Source organism: Paenibacillus donghaensis (genome assembly GCF_002192415.1).
Taxonomy (GTDB): domain Bacteria; phylum Bacillota; class Bacilli; order Paenibacillales; family Paenibacillaceae; genus Paenibacillus_AQ; species Paenibacillus_AQ donghaensis.
This window is the reverse complement of sequence record NZ_CP021780.1, coordinates 1,008,114-1,029,193: the sequence shown is the minus strand read 5'-3', so window position 1 is coordinate 1,029,193 and position 21,080 is coordinate 1,008,114. Positions and strand designations below refer to the sequence as shown.

General features: G+C 51.8%; 16 protein-coding genes. 6 read left to right on the top strand and 10 right to left on the bottom strand.

What is annotated here, in order from left to right:
- The first annotated feature begins 21 nt into the window (after nucleotides 1-21).
- Nucleotides 22-891 carry a PhzF family phenazine biosynthesis protein gene (locus B9T62_RS04180; protein WP_087914104.1) on the top strand — a complete coding sequence of 290 codons (870 nt, stop codon included), beginning with the start codon at nucleotides 22-24 and terminating at the stop codon, nucleotides 889-891.
- Nucleotides 892-899: 8 nt separating this feature from the next.
- Here B9T62_RS04180 and B9T62_RS04175 read toward each other — a convergent pair whose 3' ends face one another.
- Nucleotides 900-1,790, bottom strand: coding sequence for an AraC family transcriptional regulator (locus tag B9T62_RS04175; RefSeq protein WP_169834326.1), 891 nt, complete (start codon nucleotides 1,788-1,790; stop codon nucleotides 900-902).
- Nucleotides 1,791-2,075: 285 nt separating this feature from the next.
- Here B9T62_RS04175 and B9T62_RS04170 point away from each other — a divergent pair, with 285 nt between their 5' ends.
- Nucleotides 2,076-2,270, top strand: a complete 195-nt coding sequence (locus B9T62_RS04170; RefSeq protein ID WP_087914103.1) for a hypothetical protein — start codon at nucleotides 2,076-2,078, stop codon at nucleotides 2,268-2,270.
- 454 nt (nucleotides 2,271-2,724) lie between these two features.
- On the opposite strand, the gene B9T62_RS04165 is transcribed toward B9T62_RS04170, so the two are convergent.
- Nucleotides 2,725-4,620 (bottom strand): PrkA family serine protein kinase, encoded by a 1,896-nt coding sequence (locus tag B9T62_RS04165; protein ID WP_087914102.1) that lies wholly within the window; start codon nucleotides 4,618-4,620, stop codon nucleotides 2,725-2,727.
- A 234-nt stretch (nucleotides 4,621-4,854) separates the two neighbouring features.
- On the opposite strand from B9T62_RS04165, the gene B9T62_RS04160 reads away from it, so the two are divergent.
- Nucleotides 4,855-5,682 (top strand): DUF2161 family putative PD-(D/E)XK-type phosphodiesterase, encoded by an 828-nt coding sequence (locus tag B9T62_RS04160; protein WP_087914101.1) that lies wholly within the window; start codon nucleotides 4,855-4,857, stop codon nucleotides 5,680-5,682.
- Nucleotides 5,683-6,106: 424 nt separating this feature from the next.
- Here B9T62_RS04160 and B9T62_RS04155 read toward each other — a convergent pair whose 3' ends face one another.
- The 3 genes from B9T62_RS04155 to B9T62_RS04145 all read right to left on the bottom strand — a co-directional run bounded on the left by B9T62_RS04155 (nucleotide 6,107) and on the right by B9T62_RS04145 (nucleotide 9,370).
- Nucleotides 6,107-6,298, bottom strand: coding sequence for a hypothetical protein (locus B9T62_RS04155; RefSeq protein ID WP_087914100.1), 192 nt, complete (start codon nucleotides 6,296-6,298; stop codon nucleotides 6,107-6,109).
- Between the two features lie 1,062 nt (nucleotides 6,299-7,360).
- A complete protein-coding gene (locus tag B9T62_RS04150) occupies nucleotides 7,361-8,578 on the bottom strand; it encodes an aminotransferase-like domain-containing protein (protein ID WP_087914099.1) in 1,218 nt (405 codons plus the stop codon).
- Between the two features lie 135 nt (nucleotides 8,579-8,713).
- Nucleotides 8,714-9,370, bottom strand: a complete 657-nt coding sequence (locus B9T62_RS04145) for a response regulator transcription factor (RefSeq protein WP_087914098.1) — start codon at nucleotides 9,368-9,370, stop codon at nucleotides 8,714-8,716.
- 283 nt (nucleotides 9,371-9,653) lie between these two features.
- Between B9T62_RS04145 and B9T62_RS04140 the strand changes: the two genes are divergently transcribed.
- On the top strand, nucleotides 9,654-10,061 hold the full coding sequence (locus tag B9T62_RS04140; RefSeq protein WP_087914097.1) for a hypothetical protein: 408 nt from the start codon (nucleotides 9,654-9,656) through the stop codon (nucleotides 10,059-10,061).
- Nucleotides 10,058-11,125 (top strand): phosphodiester glycosidase family protein, encoded by a 1,068-nt coding sequence (locus B9T62_RS04135; RefSeq protein WP_087914096.1) that lies wholly within the window; start codon nucleotides 10,058-10,060, stop codon nucleotides 11,123-11,125. The genes B9T62_RS04140 and B9T62_RS04135 overlap by 4 nt, the downstream gene beginning before the upstream one ends.
- 351 nt (nucleotides 11,126-11,476) lie before the next feature.
- Here the strand turns inward: B9T62_RS04135 and B9T62_RS04130 are convergent, their stop codons facing one another.
- The 5 genes from B9T62_RS04130 to B9T62_RS04110 form a co-directional block, all read right to left on the bottom strand.
- On the bottom strand, nucleotides 11,477-11,731 hold the full coding sequence (locus B9T62_RS04130; RefSeq protein WP_087914095.1) for an AbrB/MazE/SpoVT family DNA-binding domain-containing protein: 255 nt from the start codon (nucleotides 11,729-11,731) through the stop codon (nucleotides 11,477-11,479).
- A gap of 122 nt (nucleotides 11,732-11,853) precedes the next feature.
- The gene (gene trmL / locus B9T62_RS04125; RefSeq protein ID WP_087914094.1) at nucleotides 11,854-12,318 is read right to left on the bottom strand and encodes a tRNA (uridine(34)/cytosine(34)/5-carboxymethylaminomethyluridine(34)-2'-O)-methyltransferase TrmL; all 465 of its coding nucleotides are present in this window, start codon (nucleotides 12,316-12,318) and stop codon (nucleotides 11,854-11,856) included.
- 718 nt (nucleotides 12,319-13,036) lie between these two features.
- A complete protein-coding gene (gene serC / locus B9T62_RS04120; RefSeq protein WP_087920125.1) occupies nucleotides 13,037-14,128 on the bottom strand; it encodes a 3-phosphoserine/phosphohydroxythreonine transaminase in 1,092 nt (363 codons plus the stop codon).
- 104 nt (nucleotides 14,129-14,232) lie between these two features.
- Nucleotides 14,233-15,117, bottom strand: a complete 885-nt coding sequence (locus B9T62_RS04115) for a hypothetical protein (RefSeq protein WP_087914093.1) — start codon at nucleotides 15,115-15,117, stop codon at nucleotides 14,233-14,235.
- A gap of 37 nt (nucleotides 15,118-15,154) precedes the next feature.
- Nucleotides 15,155-17,896 carry a GH36-type glycosyl hydrolase domain-containing protein gene (locus B9T62_RS04110; protein ID WP_087914092.1) on the bottom strand — a complete coding sequence of 914 codons (2,742 nt, stop codon included), beginning with the start codon at nucleotides 17,894-17,896 and terminating at the stop codon, nucleotides 15,155-15,157.
- Between the two features lie 477 nt (nucleotides 17,897-18,373).
- Here B9T62_RS04110 and B9T62_RS04105 point away from each other — a divergent pair, with 477 nt between their 5' ends.
- Nucleotides 18,374-20,947, top strand: coding sequence for a glycosyl hydrolase (locus B9T62_RS04105; protein ID WP_087914091.1), 2,574 nt, complete (start codon nucleotides 18,374-18,376; stop codon nucleotides 20,945-20,947).
- Nucleotides 20,948-21,080 lie beyond the last annotated feature (133 nt).

Here is a 21,080-nt window from a genome sequence, read left to right as displayed (position 1 = left end):
GAAACGGAGTGAATATACAGGATGGTTAAGGTTTATACGCTAGATGCTTTTGCCCACAATCATTCCGGCGGGAATCCGGCCGGGGTCGTGCTCGGCGCAGATTCCCTGACAGCGGACCAGATGCAGCAGGTTGCAGCCAAGGTCGGCTTCTCGGAGACTGCCTTCATGGAGGAATCAGTGAGAGCCGATTACAAGCTGCGCTATTTCACACCTGGCCATGAGGTGGATGTATGCGGCCATGCCACGATTGCCACCTTCAGTCTGATGTTCTCGCAAGGGCAGATCCGGGCTGGAATCTACTCGCTGGAGACAGGTGCGGGCATTCTGGAGGTTAATGTGCAGGCAGACGGTTATATTTATCTGGCACAGGCGCTGCCGCAGTTTGGCGACATTCTCGACAAGCTGCCGATTGCCGAATCGTTGCGGATCTCTCCCGATGCACTGGATGCCGACTTGCCGGTACAGATTGTATCTACAGGGCTGCGCGATATTCTGGTGCCGGTCCATAGCGTTGATATGCTGCGGCGGATTGAGCCGGATTCTGCTCAAATCATTGAGATATGCAGGCAGCATGACGCAGTAGGCTACCATCTGTTCGCACTGGATACTCCCGCCGGGACTACCGCCGAGTGCAGAAACTTCGCCCCGCTGTACGATATTCCCGAAGAGAGTGCGACCGGGACCTCCAATGGCGCCTTATTATGTTATTTATACCATCATGGCAGACTGTCGGCAGAGCAGGCACGTGAGGTGGTTCTAGCTCAAGGGTATGCCATGAACCAGCCGTCGGAGATCCGCGGGCGCTTAAGTGTCACTGCCGATCAGCACATCTCGAAGATTGAGATCGGCGGAATTGCGGCCAATATCCAGCTGATTTCGATCGATTTGTAGTCTGCCTTCTACCCCGCCTGTACCGGAACATAAATCTCCATCACCGTATCCGGTCTGGCATGGCAGCGCTCATCGTAGAACTCGAAATCCAGCTTGCGCTCGTCATACACATAGCCGCTCTCCGGAAACCAGACCTCAAAAATGTATTTCCAGGTGCTCTGGATCACCCGTGCAAACTCATCCGACTCCTGCTCACCCGAGATATCTACCGGCGGCGTGGTGAACACAGCATATTCCGCTGTCGGCACCTCGATCGTGAGCATGTCGGCGGTCACCTGGCTGAAATCCTCGACAATCACACCCAGCAGGTAAGTGGCGTTCCCGTTCTGCTCAGTGGGAGAAGGCACACATAACCCCACCTCCCCGTGCTGGGGCGGGTCGAGAATTTCATACATTTTGGACTCCAGGTTCTCCCCCTCATAGTGGCTCCAGAAGGATGCGATGTCCTTGGTGTAGCTGCCCCCGGCAATATTAGTCTCAATGCCATATCCCGCCACTTTAAAAGCAGGTATCGTCACAATTACTGGTTTCATAGGATACCCTCCCTGTTCTAATGCTGTTGCCGTTGCCGTGAATCTGCTGAGGCGTGCTGCATATTGCCCGGGACTGTAGCCGAAGCTTTTGCGAAAAGCTTTGGTGAATCCGCTCTGCGTCTCAAATCCATAGTCCAGCGCAATATCGATGATCCTTCGTCCGTTAAACAACTCACTTGCGGCCAGCGACAGCCTGCGTCTGCGCACGTATTCTATCACTGGCATCCCCTTGCACAAGCTGAACACCCGGCAGAAATGATACACCGAATACCCCGCTTCCGCAGCGATCCTGTCCATGCTCAGCTCTTCACGAATGTTCGATTCGATAAATGCAATACAACGATCTATATCTTCGCGGTAATTCAACCCTCATCAACCTTTCCCGTACGGTACCTTCATTATATCAAGCGCCATGGCGCGGGATTGTTCCTGCTTTGCTGTCTGCTCCATATCTAGCGCTGAATATGCTGGACGGGGTGAACGACATTTCACTCAGCGCATTCCCTGAGGCGCAGAACACCGAAACCCTGGTGATACGTTCGAGAAAGTCATCTATCAGAACCCGATGATTCTTGGGGCCTCCCGGTATGGCTATGATTATACGACCTTGACGCTGCACATCGAGTCACCCAAGGCTTGGAAATCAACTCTATGGACAAGTATAAATCCAAGCTGGCCGAACTGCTGAAACAGGGCGAGGAGCTGATCGTCATCCGTTTGCTCGCCAAGGGTACCGACGACGAACTGGTGCAGGATACCGCAGATGTCTTCCAGTCCGTCGCCCCCGACAAGGTCGAGACCACCGAACTGTTCGGGCTGGGCAGCTATGTAGTCATTAAACCTTAAGCCGGATAGGTTATTGTAAAAAGGGTGTCCCAATCGCCATGTGTGCATGGCTGCTGGGACACCCTTTGTTATGCGAGAGGTTGGAGGGTCTTTAGGCGAATTTAGTTCTTGGGCAATCTGAGTGTACGGACCGTATAGCCCCTATTCTTTCAGGCAGGCATAAACAAATAGAAACGGCTTCGCCGCCCTCTGTAAAGCGTATGCTTCCGAAGCAGCGCTACTACGTATCTCTTTCAGGTATCCGTTTCAGTGAGAAATAGAAGGATAATTTATAGTGTAGAACGTATAAATTATATTTGTACAAACAGACCGCCCGGAGGCGGTCCTGTAAACATCCGGCAGGTTCGTGGTTGGTGAACGAACATGTTCCGATATTGCGAGGCAGGTGGTATCACCGCAAGTCATCGCACAATGATTAACGTCAAATGAATAACCTCAACCGATGAACGGCGGCTTAACGGTTCAGCAGACTGCCCACATACTTCAGCAGCTCGTTAGCGCAGGTTGGGCAATAGCCATGCTCGTCGATGAGGCGGCGGCTGACCTCGTTGATCCGTTTCAGCTGGCTTTCATCCGGCGTTTTGGACGAAGTGGTGATTTTGACAATGTCCTTGAGGTCGGTGAACAGCTTCTTCTCGATGGCTTCGCGCAGCCGGTCATGGTTGTTGTATTCAAACTTCTTGCCTTTGCGCGAGTAGGCGGAGATGCGGATCAGAATCTCTTCGCGGAACGCTTTCTTGGCATTCTCGGAGATGCCGATCTGCTCCTCAATCGAACGCATCAGCCGCTCATCCGGCTCCATCTCCTCATCGGTCAGCGGGTCACGGATTTTGGCCCAGTTGCAGAAGGCCTCGATATTGTCGAGATAATTCTCGAACAGGGTCTTGGCGGATTCCTCGAAGGAGTAGACGAAGGCCTTCTGCACTTCGCTTTTGGCCAGAACGTCGTATTCCTTGCGGGCAATGGAGATAAAATTCAGATAACGCTCCCGCTCCTCCTTGGAGATGGAAGGATGCTGGTCCAGGCCGTCCTTGATCGCCCGCAGCACATCGAGTGCGTTCATGCACTGGAGATCGCCTTTGATCAGCGCACTGGAAATCCGGTTAATGACATATCGTGGATCGATGCCGGACATGCCTTCGTCCAGATATTCCGTCTGCATCTCCTTGAGATCGGCCTCTTTGTAGCCCTCAACCTCTTCCCCGTCGTACATCCGCAGCTTCTTGATCAGGTCCATGCCCTGCTTCTTACTCTCCTTCAGCCGTGTCAGAATGGAGAAAATCGCTGCCGCCCGCAGCGCATGCGGAGCAATATGCACATGGTTCATGTCGCTTTGGCCGATCAGCTTGGCGTAAATCTTCTCCTCCTCTGACACTCTCAGGTTATAGGGCACCGGCATAACGATCATGCGGGATTGGAGTGCTTCATTTTTTTTGTTGGAGATAAAAGATTTATATTCCGTCTCATTCGTATGGGCGATAATCATCTCATCCGCGCTGATCAACGCGAACCGTCCGGCCTTGAAGTTGCCCTCCTGCGTCAGCGAGAGCAGATTCCACAGAAATTTCTCGTCGCATTTGAGCATTTCCTGGAACTCCATCAGGCCGCGGTTGGCCTTGTTCAGCTCTCCGTCGAAGCGGTAGGCGCGCGGGTCGGATTCCGAACCAAATTCGGTGATCGTCGAGAAGTCGATGCTGCCGGTCAGATCGGCGATATCCTGCGACTTGGGGTCGGACGGACTGAAGGTCCCGATGCCTACCCGTTCTTCTTCCGATAAAAGCACCCGGACCACCCGCACCTGCTCGATGTCTCCGGCATATTCATTCTTCACGCGCATCTGGCAGGAAGGGCATAGATTGCCTTCAATCCGCACGCCCAGCACCTTCTCAATCTCCGGGCGCAGCTCCAGCGGAATCAAATGCAGCGGGTCCTCATGCATCGGGCAGCCTTCCACGGCATACACCGCTCCCCCGTCAGTACGGGAATACTGCTCCAGCCCGCGCTTCAGCAGCGTCACCAGCGTCGACTTGCCCCCGCTGACCGGTCCCATGAGCAGCAATATCCGCTTGCGCACATCGAGCCGCCGGGCGGCTGAATGGAAATACTCCTCCACCAGCTTTTCCACCGCACGGTCCAATCCGAAGATTTCCTGTTCAAAAAACTTATACCTTTTGCGTCCATTGATATCCTCTACGCCATGCGACTTGATCATGTCATACACGCGGGAGTGCGCCGATTTGGCGGGAGAGGGGTCTTTTTTCAGCAATTCTATATAGTCCTTGAAGGTGCCGGCCCACGCCAAACGCTTGTTCTCTGCTCGATACGAAGATATACGCTCAAAAATGTCCATTGCTCGCTGCCTCCTCTTGCGCTCCTATGGCCTTTACAGCTTTAAAAAGTGTATTACATACCTATGCGGCGAGCCCGGAATAGTTGACCTCTTTTTTGCTGTGCTATAATAGAGCATCCAAGAAGAAGCGGCTTCGCCTTCCTCTGAAAGAGACGGCATCCGTTGCTGCGGCAAATTGTGTGCAACCTATAGATTCTTATAATTCATGAATAAGCAGTACAGGAGTGACTTGAGATGGCGGTAAAACATGAGACGGAGCTGTATGCTCCGCTGAAGCTTTTTTTTGAGCAGCAGGGGTATATAGTGAAAGGCGAAGTGAGGACCTGTGATCTGGTGGGAATGCGCGAGGGCGAAGAGCAGCCGCTGATTGTGGAGCTGAAGAAATCGTTCAATCTGGCCCTGCTGCTGCAGGGTGTGGAGCGGCTGCGCCTCAGTCCGAATGTATATCTTGCGGTGGAGCGGGTGCGTGACAAAAAAGGAGCGGTCAACCAGCGCTGGGGCGAGCTCAGCGGACTGTGCCGCCGCCTCGGCCTCGGGCTGATCACCGTAGTCTTCTACAAGACGAAGGCTCCGCTGGTCGAGGTGCTCGCGGAGCCGGAGCCGCCGCCTGCGCCCGCCCGCGGCGGGGCACGGCGCCGCGAGCGCCTGCTCTATGAGTTCCGCGAGCGCAGCGGCGACTACAACACCGGCGGCAGCACGCGCGTCAAGCTCGTGACCGCCTACCGCGAGAAGGCGCTGCGCGTCGCCCTCGCGCTGACCGCCGCCGAGGCGGATGCAGCGGCGGCCGAGCTGGCCGCTGCCGCCAAGCGCGCCGCGCGCGCAGCCGCGGCGCAGGACACCGCCGGCGCGGACGCAGCCGGCGGCAGGGCATCGGCCGCCGGTGTCACACCGGCCGAGCTGCGGCGGCGCAGCGGTGTGCCCACCGCAGCGGCGATCCTGCAGCGCAACTACTACCGCTGGTTCACCCGGGTGAACCGCGGGCGGTACACGCTGACCGCAGCCGGGCGTGCGGCGCTGCTGGAATACGCCGCCGTAACCGAAGCCGGCGCGTCCCGGGAATAGGCGGCGCGGGGATGTCGCCGCCAACACATATTAGCCGGGCCGCTACGATGGCCCGGCTAGTACAAGTCCAGCCCCCCTCCCTGCGGCTAGCACCGCACTATATACGTCCAGCCCCCCTCTTTGCGGCCAGCACCGCACTATATACGTCCAGCCCCCCTCTTTGCGGCCAGCACCGCACTTTATACGTCCAGCCCCCTCTTTGCGGCTAGCATCGCACTTTATACGTCCAGTCCCCTCTTTGCGGCTAGCACCGCACTATATACGTCCAGCCCCCCCTCCCTGCGGCCAACACCGCACTTTATACGTCCAGCCCCCTCTTTGCGGCTAGCATCACACTTTATACGTCCAGCCCCCTCTTTGCGGCTATTCCGCTCTCTCTACGGCCAACACCGTCCTCTCCTCCTCATGCCCCGCTCACTCCGCCTCACTCAGCACGCTCTGCCTCCAGTCCTACATTCTCCCTCCACCCTGTATTCTTCGCTCTCAGCCCTGCACTCTCCGCTTCCAGCCCTATATTCTCCCTCCACCTTGTATTCTCCGCTCTCAGCCCTGCACTCTCCGCGTCCATCCCCGCACTCTCCGCTTCCAGCCCTACACTCTCCCTCCACCCCCACACTCTCCCTCCAACTCCCCGCACTCTCCGCTTAGGCTGATGCATCTGCTCCAACACCCATCAGGTCTGCAACAGATTAAACACTATCAAACAGAACTTCAGCGTCGGCGAGAGAATAAATTTTGTTTCAGATCACTACTTAAGTCACAGCGAGGATTTAGAACGTTACCCTGGAACAGCCGGAGCAAATAGATGTGAATGTGCAACTAATTTCAACCAAATCAGCAATAATCAGGCAAATAAGTGCGAAACTGCAACTAAATTCGAGTAAATCAGGTCAGAAGCGCTCGAATGCCGAAATTAGATGCCTTTTTGCATCTATTTGCTTCAAAACGGAAAAAGTCCGCCAATTAGATGCGTTTTCGCAACTAATTACGCTCAGCAGTATGCATAGCTAGATCCGGCCAACTCGGCAGCTTAAGTGTAACAAGAGGCTCTTCCAAATTCGTCTATAAAAGGAGATAGGTTACTGGGCAGGACCTCGTCAACATCAGCCGGAGGATTACAATATAGGTGAGAAGTGGCCTACAATTTTCGATAAAAGGCAAAAAAAGCAGCAGTCCTCCATCACTGGAGACCGCTGCTGATTTTTCCTCAACTTTGCTTCTAGTTTTAGTTGTGATTGTGATTGTGATTGTGATTGTGATTTTGCATCAGACTTTGTTTCTATCTGTACATCTTGCTTTACACTTGATTTCGCTTCTGACTTTGCCTTGTCCTTGCACTTGCACTTGCACTTGCACTTGCACTTGCACTTGCACTTGCACTCACACTTGCACTTGCACTCTCACTTGCACTCGCACTCGCACTCGCACTCGCACTCGCACTCGCACTCGCACTTACCTCTATCTTGCCACTTGCCTAGCACTAACGCTTACCTTTGTCTTACACTTACCTTTGCCTTACACTTGCCTTTGTCTTGCACTTACCTTTGCCTAGCACTTGCACTCATTCATCTTACCTTTGCCCTAAACTTCCTCTTACCTTTACTCTTCCGTTCCCATACCACACCTTCGCCCTACTTTAGCAGCCGCACCTCTACCCCGCCAGCCACAGCCCCCACCCTCAGCTCCGCGCCGTAAACTCGCTGACCGCTTCACTCATCAGGTTCATGCCGAGCAGCAGCTCATCCCGGCCGGGATGGCTGAAATTCAGGCGGATGTGGCCCGCGCCGCCGTCCACACTGCATGACGGCCCCGGCAGAAAGGCCACGCCTTTGGATAACGCCACCTTAAGCAAGGCCAAGGCGTCTAGCCCCTCTGGCAGCGCTACCCACAGGAACATTCCGCCTGCCGGCAGGGCATAAGCACTGTTCTTCCAGGCTTGCCGCTTCAACAGCTCGGCCATCAGCTTCAGCCGGGTATTATATTCCCGGTTCAGCAGCGCAATATGCTCTCGCAGATCGAACGCCGAGACATCCAGCAGATGATGCAGCAGCCGCTGGTTGAGCGAGCTGGATTGCCAGTCCGCCATTTGCTTGGCAGCGGTCATCATACCGATCAGCTCGGGGCTGCCTGCGGCCCAGCCCGTCCGCAGCGCGGGTGCTACCGTTTTGCTGAAAGAGCCGATGTACAGGACGTGTCCGCCGCTGCTCACATTCTCCAGCGAATACAGGGAAGGATATTTCCGTGCCGGAGGTTCACCATATCTCTGAAAATGAAGATCTCCGTATGAATCATCCTCAACGATCAGTACATTGCAGGAAGCGCATAGCTCCAGCACTTCCTTGCGCCGGGCAAGGCTCCATAGAATGCCGCTGGGATTGGTGAAGCTCGGGGCCGCGAACAGCATCTTCGGCTTATGCTGCGCAATCTGGGCCCGCAGATGGTCCGGCAGCAGCCCGTGGGCGTCACCGCGTACCGGAATGATCACAGCTCCCTGCATCCGCAGCGCCTGCAGGAATCCCGGCGAGGTAGGATTCTCCACCAGCACACGGTCTCCCGGATCAATGTAGACACGGGAGAACAGATCGATAGCCTGCTGGCTGCCTGTTGTAAGCAGCACGCCCCCTTCAGCAACCTCTACCCCCTTGGCCCGCAGCCAATCTCCGGCCAGCCATTCACGCAGCGGTCCATAGCCTTCAGGATCTCCGTATTGCAGCGCACCCGCATCGGCGGAAATGACAGTGGAAGCTGTTTCGGCCAGCAGTGACAGCGGGAACAGCTCTTCAGCCGGCAATTCCTCGGCGAGCGATATCATGGAGCCTCTCCTTGTCTGTGTACGGATGCTTAGGAGCGGTGATGACAGTAACGTGTGTGCGCGAGCAGAAAACTCATAGTTCACACAGAATCCCCCCTTTCCTGGTAAGGTAAGCAGCTGGCACGAGCTTGGCTGCCAGGCCTGATCCGGTTGAAGATTCTCTCTCTTTCTATCCCCACCTTATTCACCCTTGATTTCTATTATGTCGTGAAACCAGGATTATGCATACATCGGTTTGGTTTGCCTGGAGAAGAGCGCAAATTTCTCAATCGCCTGCGCTCTTGTTGAAACATCAAGCTTGACGTAAATTTTACGCAAATAATTGTCGATGGAACGGCGGCTCACCTCAATTTCAAGTGCAATCTTGTCATAGGTGATCCCCTGAACGATCCGCTGCATAATGAACATCTCCGTCTGGTTCAGCTGCATGACACTGTCCAGTCCCTTGGCTGAAGCAAGCGGCCAGAAACCCTTCTCCAGCCATTCCAAAGGCAGCGAAATGAATCCCTCCCGCAGACCCTGAATCAGCTGCAGAAGCTGTCCAGGAGACACCCCCTTGGATAGAATGCCGCTGGCCCCTAGCCCAATAAGCGGTTGCAGCAATTCTCTGCCGTCTTCCTCTGTCATCACCACAAAATGGGAGGATGGCGAGCTTTTTTTCATACTTAACAACACTTCTTCGATATTGCCTTCTGGCATATGATAGTCCGCCAGCACCAGCTCGGGCTGCATCGTCCGGACAACGGGAACGCATTCGCTCCATGTGGAGTACATCCCCAGTACCTGAAGCTCCCCTTTCTCTTCCAGAATCAATTTCGTCCCCAGCATGCTTGTGGGGTGACACCCCACTATGACCACCTGCCAAACTTTCATCATTCGTGCCCAGACCTCCTGCTATATATATATAATTTATCCAAAGAGGAAAGCGCCGCAGCGTTTCCATTTATAACGCATGCAAGGAGCGGTGGTGTAAGCTCAGCCCATTAATCATTTACCTTGAATACGTCTATCAGATATTCCAATCTATAGAAATTGTATCGCAGTAGTTTAATAGGATGCAATTACTTTTTCTTATTTACTGAGACTCTTTCATTTTTGCGAAAATAGCTAAAGTCTGATAGAATGGGGACTTGAAAAAAGAAGAGCTTGAGGTGATCAAATGCAACCGCTAGCGGAAAAGTCCCAGGTACACTCGCGCCGATCCACAGCGAGAAGCGGCCCTTCCGTAAAATGGTTTTTACTGTTCTGGATTTTGATAATCGGCCTCGGGGTTTATGCTGTATACAGCTACACCAACCACCTGAAACAACAGGTCTTATCCGAGCTCAGCCTTCAAAGCCAACAGCAGCTTACCGTTTTGAAAAGTGATTATGAAGCAAGAATAGCCGTCCTGTCCTCAGAGGTGAAGGAGTTGCAGAATACCGTGCAGAGCTTCAACGAGCTGCTGACCTTTACCAAAGACAATGCCAGTGCCAAAACAGACAACAGCAACAAGCTGTACACCCAGCTGAGCGAGGTGCGCAAGCAGCTCGATGCGCTGAAGAAAGAGATGGATCTGATTAAATGATGACACCTGTCAAAAAAGTCAACCGTTTCTTCATGCTGCTGACCGCACCCTTTTTCGGACTCCTGATCGGGCTATGGTGGCATCAGCCCCAGCTGCAGCTGGATCTTCAGGTATCGCAGTTCTCTGCAACACCGGGTCCGGTCCAGGAAACTGCCACGATTAAGGAGAAACTGTCCGCCGCAAGCGAAGCCGCCTCCTACACCATCGATTCGGTAAGCGCCAGCGCCAAGCTGTACAAGGACACTACCCGTACCATGAATGAGCTGGTCCACACAGCCACCGCACAGACGGCCCGGCCTCAATTGATCTATAACCGCCGGATTACCTCGAAGCTGGGAACCCCGTCGGAAGTGATCAGCAGCGACCGAATTCGGATCGAATTATACCGGCTGAACCCCGGCAACTATAAAGCCTATGCGCTCAAAATCAAACTAAAGGACCCGGAAGCCATGTCGATGAGCCTCGCAGAGGAAACCTCAAGCGGAGCTGAAACCACCATGCAGGCGGTAAGCCGCCACGGGGCCATTGCCGGAATCAATGCGGGCGGCTTTGCCGATAAAGCAGGCAAACGTTATCCTTTAAGCACAACGATTGTGGGCGGCCAGTATTTATATGGTTTTGAACCTACTTATAAGGACCTAAGCTTCGTTGGACTGAACCAGTCCGGCCAACTGATCGGCGGGAAGTTCTACAACCGCTCACAGCTGGACCAGCAGAAGCCGAAATTCGGCGCCACCTTTGTGCCTGTTCTCTTGAAGAACAGCACCAAGGTTCCCATTCCGCAGAAATGGAAGCAGGCTCCCGGGCGTGCTCCCCGCACTGTAATGGGCAAATATAAGGATGATCAGCTGCTGGTTATGGTCGCAGACGGTTATAACGAATATGGCAGCTCCGGGGCAGCCTTGGAAGAACTTCAGAACAAGCTATTCAATATGGGTGTTATCGATGCCTATAATCTGGATGGCGGAGGTTCTTCGTCACTGATCTTTAACGGCCGGGTAGTCAACCATCCTTCAGACGGCAATCTGCGGCCTGTGCCAACCAATTTTTTATTCTTCAAGTAGAAACGGCTTCGCCGTCCTCTGCAAAGCGTATGCTTCCGAAGCAGCGATACTACGTATCGCTTTCAGGCATCCGTTTCTGACATTTCTCACATTTTTGCATTTATTTCCGGCAGCAAGCAAGTTATAATCAGGGTAAGCTTTACAGCCAGATTGGGAGGTGCCCGCATGTCGTTCTCCTTGACCTTTTGGATTGTAACCCTGGTATTTGTGTTATTCCTGGCCGGTATTCTGACCTCATCGTACAACGACGATCAGACCAAAGGTTTATAAACAGCAAAGACAACCCTCCGCAGCTGCTGAAGGTTGTCTTTTTTGTACAATCTGTTCTTGGATACTTCTCCAATAAGGCTCTTAAGCGTGTCGTGGCAATTGCGTCATTTCGGTGAGACACGTAGAGCAAATATAACGGTCCCTATATTCGCTTACGCCTTCCATCGATCCGCAGAAGACACATTTCGGACGATAACGCTCCAAAATAATATGATCTCCCTGAACCAATATTTCAACCGGATCGCCTTCATTCATCTGATACCTTTTACGCAGGGACTTAGGCAGAACAATTCTACCCAGCTGATCCACTTTGCGAACTACACCAGCAGGTTTCATATCTAACGTACACCTCTCCTGTTCAACTAATATTAGTATCTACTACTTATTTCGGCACTTATCATTCATTTCGTTACTTAATTGTCGAATCCTGCTGGATTTCTCGAAAAAAATGTCTACTTTTAGACAAGTTTCGGAAAATCGAGCTGACGAAGTGCTTCATACACAATAATTGCCGCAGAATTGGACAAATTCAGCGATCGTACCGCATCGCTCATTGGCATCCGCATGTTAGTTTCCTTGCCGGACTCCAGAATCTCCGCAGACAATCCCTTGGTCTCCTTGCCGAATACGAAGAAATCTCCATCCTGGAAGGAGAAGTCGCAATATCTCTTCTCCGCCTTGGTGGTTGCATAGAAGAACCGGCCTTCGCTGTACTTCTCCAGCACTTCAGCAAATGAATCATGATATTCAATATGTACGGCGTGCCAATAATCCAGGCCTGCGCGTTTCAGTGTGGCATCGTCTGTACGGAAGCCGAGCGGGCGCACCAGATGAAGGTGAGTGCCTGTAGCGGCGCAAGTGCGGGCGATGTTGCCGGTATTGGCCGGAATCTCTGGCTCAACCAGTACAATATGTAGTGGCATAATATGGATGTTTCCTCTCTTTGCTGGCTGTAATAGATTTCGATCCCTCCCAAACCCTCCCTTCCAAGGGAGGGCCCCAAAGGGCTGCACCCTCTGGACTCCCGCAAGCTTGGCGAAGGAGTCCGGCGGTACGGTGTCTAGGCAGTTGGGGAGGGTGGACCGCTTATCCCTTCGGGACCGCTTGGACGCCGCTGATGTTAGTTGGCTATCCCTGACGGGATGCTCGGCCGGGGGTTAAGTTCAAAGACAGGCTGTTCCTTCGGAATGCGCAACACCTTAACGTCAAAAACGTTACTACTCAGGTTCCAGCCAGAATTTATAGTCTGCCCTGCAGCCTTTCCAGTAATTAGATGCGAAACTGCAACTAAATTCAGCCGAAACGTCCATCAGCAGGCAAATAAGTGCAAATCTACACCTAATTTCGAGTAACTCACTCTTGGAACGCTCAAAAGTCTAAAATAGATGCGTATTCGCACTTATTTCCTCCAAAACGGAAAAAAACGGTTAAATAGATGCAGTTTCGCAACTAATTGTTCGGCTCCTAAGGATGGAACAGATTCTGCATAAATCTTTTGATAAAGAGTCCTAAGTAGTAACATCAAAAGCGGGTTGTTCCTGCGGAATTCGCAAGTTCGTAAGGTCAAAGGCGGGCTGTTCCTACGGAATGCGCGAGACAAAAACCCTCCGCCAAAGACGGAAGGTTAGATATCAACTGTAATTAACCTTGCGTTTGGCGGAAATGAGTCATGAAGTCGGAGAGTGCTTTGACACTCTCATAAGGAACCGCGTTGTAGATGGAAGCACGCAAGCCTCCAACACTGCGGTGGCCCTTAAGGCCAACGAACCCTTCCTGCTCCGCAGCCTTGACGAACTGTTTCTCCAGCTCCTCGGAATTCATGCGGAACGTTACGTTCATAATGGAGCGGCTGCCTTGCTCGGCAACCCCGTGGTAGAAGCCGTCGCTGCCGTCGATATGATCATAGAGCAGGCCCGCTTTGTCGCGGTTCTTGGCTTCGATGCCGGCCAGACCGCCCTGTTCACCGATCCATTTCAGCACTTCATTCACCATATATACAGAGTAAGATGGCGGCGTATTGTAAAGAGAGTTGTTCTTGTAATGAGTATCGTAGCGAAGAATCGTCGGAATGTTCTTCGGCGATTCCGCAATCAATTCTTCCTTGGCGATTACTACAGTTACACCCGAGGGTCCAAGGTTCTTCTGAGCACCCGCGTAGATCAGTCCGAACTGATTGACATCAAAGCTGCGGCTCAGGATATCACTGGACATGTCGGCGATCAGCGGAATGGAGCCCGCATCAGGGAATTCGGCGTATTGAGTACCTTCAATAGTCTCATTGGAGGTAACATGCAGATAAGCGGCGTTGTCCGCTGCTTGGATCTCACTCAGCGCAGGAATGGCAAGGAACTTGCGATCTTCGGAAGAAGCAGCTACATGTGCGCCACCAGCCAGCTTGGCTTCCTTGAACGCTTTGTCAGCCCAGCTTCCCGTCATGACATAGCTGCCCACCTGGCCGGCCGAAATAAAGTTCATCGGGATCATGGCGAACTGTGTAGTTGCCCCGCCCTGCAAGAACAATACCTTGTAGCCTGTGGGATTGCCGAGCAGCGACAGCAGACGTTCCTGCGCTTCATTATGCACGGATTCGTATATCGCCCCACGGTGCGACATTTCCATGATGGACATTCCGCTCTCCCGGAAATCAACAAACTCTGCCTGTGCACGTTCCAATACTTCAAGCGGCAATGCCGCCGGACCGGCGTTGAAATTATACGCTCTCTTGCTCAAAATTACTCCCCACCCTTTCTCTCCTATCAATATGGATATCGATTATGATAGCAGTATTCTCACACACCAGCAAGTATAATTATTCACATAGCCGGTCAGTTCACAGCTTATTCAGCAGCAAAAAAACGGTAGCTCCGCGCCCAGCGCTTGCTTTGACGCGGTAAAAGGCTAATGTTAACAAAAACTTCCGGTGAAATCACATGGCTCTCTCCCCATAATGCAATCTTGCTGACCGGGAAATCCCCACTTTCGGATACGCCTGCTCCGCTGGGCTTGTGAATCAGCTCCCAATTCATTGCTCGCGGCTCTTCCCAGCCGGATATTCTGCAATAATAAGGTTGAATAGGGATACTGTTCCAACTGATGGTTTTCCCTTCCGCCTGTAGCAGCTGGGCAGTATAATCCGATTCCGTCTCCTCAATGACAAGCTCCTCGGCGAAACGCAATTCATAGTCTCCGCTGGTCTGCGCTCCATTGATGCCAATGAAGTTATGCACATATTCTTCGGTTTCAAAAGGCTCTGTCCCCTGATTTTCAAGCTCGTAGCTGATGGTCAGAGTATTCTTGTCTATCGCTATGGCTTTGCGGAGCTGTATGCGATAGCCGCCACTATCTGCACCCTGAACGTTATATACGATCTGGTTAGAATCCTTTGTTGAAGTTACGGTAAAAGGTTCTATTTCATAAGGTTTGAAAAAATCGTAGGGTCCGTTGTTCGGTCGCTGCAGCAGCCCGACTCCCGGCTTCGGGAACCATTCTCCCGGCTTTGCCGTTTCATATCCGATTGCCCGGGAAATGCCAAACTCATTGCAGAGTCCCAATCCCCCGCTTCCGTGCCCGGGAATCAAGCTTTCCGGTACACAGAACGTATGCTGCCCTTGCTCCAGCGTCACCTGCGTAATCCAGCCCGTCCAGTCAAAACGGGATTGCCGGTATTCTCCCACCTCCGCAATCTCCACGGTGATGATTCCATTCGATAAGATGTGAGCCACTCTTGCTGCCTCCTTGTTAAGTGTATTTCCTTAGGAATTACACTAATTCGACTTCCAGGCAGTGGATACCTTCCGCAGATAATGCGGCAATCAGCCTGCGCTCAATCAGCAACCCCTCCTCGACACGCTGCAGCGTCACCTCACTGCCATTCAGCAGTACGGATTGTATCTGGTACTCCCCATATTCCACGCTCCCAGCAGCCTTATAGACCACCCTCAGCCTGCGGTCTGCGAAGAGCGTTTCGATGGAGGCTGTGCCATCAGGTCCGAATTGCTGCTTCACCAGCTTCGGTGCCAGCAGCAGATCGCCGAGCAGCCCTTTCACGCCAAACACCTCATTGACCATCGTCAGCAGCAGCCAGCTCGCCGAACCGGTCAGATACGTATACATCCCCCGGCCTTGCTCGTTGATGTATTCAGGAATACCCGGATACATACGGCTGCGTTCGAAATCTGTGCTTAGCCGGTACAGAGAGTCCAGCACTTTATACCCTTCCTGCACATATCCGCGTTTATAGAGGGCATTGGCGTACATCACAGTCATATGGCTGAACATTGCCCCGTTTTCTTTATGCCCAAAAGCAAATCCGAACGCCCGGCCCAAATTCTGCTGGATGCCGCCAAAACGGGTATTCAGCCTGTAGCCGATATTCGGATCAAGCAGATTGCGCTCTACGGCAGCTATGATCTGCGGCACCTGCTCCGGTGCTGCCGCAGCCCCAAGCAGCGGGAATACCTGGCCTGTAAGGGTCATGCGGACGCCTGCGGCAAATTCCCCTTCTACACGTTCGGCATCGTTATTATAGTACCCGTTGAACCAGCCGTCGCCGGATGTACTGGTTATCCATTCGCTGCTGCGCAAATGCTCAAACATCCACTCAGCTTTGCCCGCCAAATCCGCGGCCACCCGGCCGATTTCAAGCACCGCCTTATTGCCGCTCACTTCATTGGCTGCTGCACTGTAATACGCCTCCAGCCTGCTCAGTTTGCCTGAGATGGATTCGTAGTCAATCGCTTCACCCAGAGTATCCAGCAGCAGCACCATTTCCTCAGCCAGTTCAACCGTCTTCAGGCCTTTGCGCTGTTGCAGTGTATCCAGCAGCCGTGAGATTTCGAGCAGATTACTGGCATAAAATGAAGTGAAGGCTACGCTCTCACCGCGTTGTGCGCCCATATCCAGGCCGTCATTCCAGTCCGCACCCTCCAGCAGGATGTTGTTGTGTTCTCCCACATTAAAGAATGGCACCAGATTCTGCAGCAGGATATGCTCCAGGATCGTCCCCTTATAGATCTCTCCCGCTGCTGTTCTGAGATCACTGCCATCTGCGGCGCTCCAGTCCGGATTACGCTGCTTGCAGCGGCTGCTGAAGGCATCGCGGAAATAGGTCTGCTCCTGCAGCAGGAACTCCAAATCGCCGCTCTGATTAAGATACAGCAGCGTCGTCAGGAACGGCCAGGCCCCATGATCCATCCAGACACGCGGAATATTGTTGCGGTCAGCGATGAATTCACCCGGCTGCTGGCCGATAATCGTTGCATTGCTGCCGTCAATCCGCACGCCGGCATAATTATTCAGCAGCAGCGAACGCACTTCGCCCGGCTCCATGATCAGCAGAGCCAGGCAGTCCTGCCACAGATCCCGCCAGCCGCGCCCACCCCTGCCATAGTCATGGTAGGGCAGAAAGGAATTTCCATACAGTCTTCTCAGCACCGGCTGCAGTGTCACCCATTTCATCCATTGATCCGCAGCCGAATCGCCGGTTTCGAACTGTACCGTATTGACCTTGTCAGCCCAGAAGGCTTGCGTCTGCTTCAGATGGGAATCAAAGCCCGTTTCAGAACCGTAGCGCTCCATCAGTACAGGAACGTCGATTCTATCCTCATCAATCGCCAGCACCAGCACATAACTTTTGCTTGCTCCCGGCTGCAGAATCACTTGGGCAAAACGAATGCCGCCGATGGCCTCATACCCTTCCAGTGCTGCTCCGTCTACCGCTTCGGCGGCTTCTGTATTCAGCACTACAGCTTCCGGCCAATCCAGGCTGCCGCCTTCCCCGATAAATTGTTCCTGGACCGGGAACAGACCAACCGGACCGGCTCCATTGCCTTCCGCTCCAAATACACCATAGGAGGTATGGTTAATCCGGTGGCCGCGCTCGTCAAAGGAAAGCGCGGGCTGCACCTCCACACCATAAGCGGACGTATACGTGCGGTGAAGCAATGAGGTGACATGCCGGTGGTCGCGCAGATCATCCGCTGAGCGGGCATAGAGTGGTATGGCTGCCGTTGGCGTCAGCTCCAGCGGCTCTGACCCGCTGTTCTTCAGCGTTACCTTCATCAGCTCTACGCGGTCCTGGCCGCAAGGCACGAAGCTGGTAATTTCCGCAGTTATCCCCAACTGCAGGCTGCTACGCGTTACTCTGTGCCATAATAGTCCCGCCTCCAGCTCCACTGGATCGGCCTCATCTGTATACACCTCCGCATTTTGTTTCGCGGAATTGCCTGCTGCCGACCAAACGCCTTGGCCCTCCAGATGAATCCAGAAATTGCGGGATGCCCGCGAATTATGCAGATCCTCCACCGACAGTGGCGGTGTAAGGAAGGTATTGTGCCCGGAGGCCACCTGACCGTGCAGCTTGGGGCTGACCGAAGACATCATCCCTCCTTCATTGACTAGCGGGAAATATAAATAACTGCTGCTCTCCGGCTGTTCAAGCTTGAAATCCCCGTTAGTGCCAGTAAATCTCCAGCCATGCTTCTGCTTCTGCGTTTGAACCAAATGAAATCATCCTCTCCGTGATAATGGCGCAGGGTTCGTTACGTTATCCGAATCATTAACGAAACCGCTTTCGTTAATGATTATTACACCAGATTAACAGGTTGTAAAGATGATTATTTTGTTTTTATTGAATACCTTTCAATTAACCGAAAGCAGTTTCGTAAATAACAAGCACACCTGTTACTATTTAGAGCTCCTTATAGAAGTTCATTCAAGTTTTTGAGCATAGGCAAGGTCAATTGTTGGGTAATGAGGTATACTTTTGTCGCAATCCGTTCAGCGTTTAGATCTCCTTTCTGGTGTAAAGAAGCAAGGGAAACATACAGTTGATAAATTGGGTTATTTTGCTACGCTACATTTTTTATCTGTCCATTTATTTACATAAAATGATATATATGCTACGTTTAATGTGAGCGGTTACATTCGCTCTGAGGTGCAAGATGATCTATCAAATTTTACATGGAAAGGAAAGTGAAAATGAACTATTTAGTAAAAAAGGCAAGCGCAATTGCAATCGCATTTTCTCTGCTGCTTGGTTTGTTGACAGCGCCCGTTCATGCAGACACCGCACTTTTCGTTATTGAAAGCGAAAACGCTCAACTCACATCCGATCTTCAAGTGGTGACTCAAATTTACGGACAACCAAAGCCCGGATTCTCCGGAAATGGATTTGTTTGGATGCAGAATTCCGGCACACTAAGCTTCCAAGTCACTGTTCCGGAAACCGGAATGTATGCGATTTCCACCCGGTATATGCAAGAGTTGAGTCCTGACGGCAGGCTTCAATATTTAAATATTAACGACGTTAATAAGGGCTCGTATATGCTTCCCTACACTAAGGAGTGGTCGAATTTCGGTTTCGGCTTTCATAAGCTGAACCAAGGCAGCAACACAATACAAGTTAAGGCAGGCTGGGGATTTGCTTATTTCGACACCTTTACCGTGGATTATGCCGATCTTGATCCTCTGGATGTACAGCCCGTCCTCACAGATAGTCAAGCCACAGCGGAAACCCAAATTTTAATGAACTATTTAACAGAGGTTTACGGCAACAATATTATCTCGGGACAGCAAGAGATTTACGGAGGCGGAAATGACGGCAATTCGGAACTGGAGTTTGAATGGATTCACAACTTAACAGGAAAATATCCGGCAATCAGAGGCTTCGATCTTATGAACTATAATCCGTTATACGGTTGGGAGGACGGCACAACCAATCGTGTTATTGATTGGGTTAATAACCGAAACGGGATCGCTACGGCTTCCTGGCATATTAATGTCCCAAGAGATTTCAATTCCTATCAGCCCGGTGAGTTTGTGGATTGGAAAAAAGCCACCTATAAGCCTACTGAAACCAATTTTAATACAGCCAATGCAGTGATTCCCGGCACAAAAGAATATCAATATGTGATGACGACCATTGATGATTTGGCGGAACAGCTGCTTATTCTGCAAGATAATAATGTGCCTGTTATTTTCCGCCCCTATCACGAGGCTGAGGGCAACGGCGGGGTGAATGGGGAAGGCGCGTGGTTCTGGTGGGCCTCGGCAGGTGCGGAGGTTTACAAAGAGCTGTGGGATATGCTCTATACGGAGCTTACTGAAACGTACGGCTTGCACAACTTGATCTGGACATACAACAGCTACGTGTACAACTCTTCCCCCGCATGGTATCCTGGCGATGCTCAGGTGGATATCGTGGGGTATGATAAATACAATACCATCTACAACCGCTATGACGGTTTGTCGGGCGTACCCAATGAAGATGCCATTACATCGATTTTCTATCAGCTTGTTGAATTAACCCATGGTACGAAAATGGTGGCAATGACGGAGAATGACACGGTGCCAAGCGTACAAAATCTTACAGAGGAAAAGTCGGGCTGGCTCTATTTCTGCCCATGGTATGGCGAGCATCTCATGAGTTCCGCATTTAATTATCCGGATACCCTGACTGAGCTTTATCAGAGCAATTATGTGATTACGCTGGACGAACTGCCCAATTTAAAGGTTGATCATCCAACCCCAAGCGCATCCATCGTACCCGCAAACGTCGAATTTGACAAATATACGCCAAATCCAAGCGACAAAGCAATTGCAGTAAATTTTAACGGCAATACGTTAACCTCCCTTAGAGCGGGCGCCAATGTATTGGCCGTGGATGAGGATTACACTATAAGCGGAAATACACTTCTGCTGAAAAGTGCATTCCTTGCCCGGCTGCCGATTGGCGAGCATTCGATCATCTTTGACTTTAATCAAGGACAAGATCCTGTATTAAAAGTCAAGATCGTAGATTCAACACCGAGTGCTGCGATTTCTCCCCTGAATGCAACATTCGATAAAGCGGCAGATCCGCAACAGGATATTGAAATATCCGTTACATTAAACGGTCATCAGCTTGCAAGCGTTACCAATCAATCTTATTCACTTGAACCTGGCCAGGATTATACGCTATCAGGCAATACTTTCGTTCTGTCTACATCCTATCTTTCCAAGCTGCCGCCTGGCCAACATGCCATAACCTTTCATTTCAGCGGAGGAAACAACGCTGATCTTGCATTAAATGTAATTGACAGCGATGCTCCCGTACCCGCAGGAGACTTGGCGATCCAATCCTTTAACGGCAATACGAGCGCATCAACCAACGGAATTTCACCCAAATTCAAATTAGTCAACACAGGTGACTCGGCTATCCATCTTAGTGATATAAAACTTCGTTATTACTATACAATTGACGGTGAAAGCACACAGAATTTCTGGTGCGACTGGGCAAGTGTAGGGAGCGCGAATGTAACAAGCGAATTTGTCAAGCTGGAGAATCCTGTTGCAGGAGCCGATTATTATTTGGAAATTGCCTTTACGAATTCGGCTGGAACACTTAATCCCGGACAGAGTGCAGAAATTCAAGCGAGGTTTTCCAAAACCAATTGGTCAAATTACAGCCAGGTTGACGATTACTCGTTCGATGCATCAAGCAGTCAAGTCATAAACAATGAACAGATTACAGGTTTCATTAACGATCAGCTTGCATGGGGAATTGAGCCGTAGGCAGATTAGGCAAAGTGGTTGGATCAGAGGTTGTCCTGGTCCAACCATTTTTGCAGTTTGGATTGTCAACACAAACCTTTCACCTCGCAGTCCTGCAAGAGATTCTGCGGCGCTTCAGATCACCGCTTCTAAG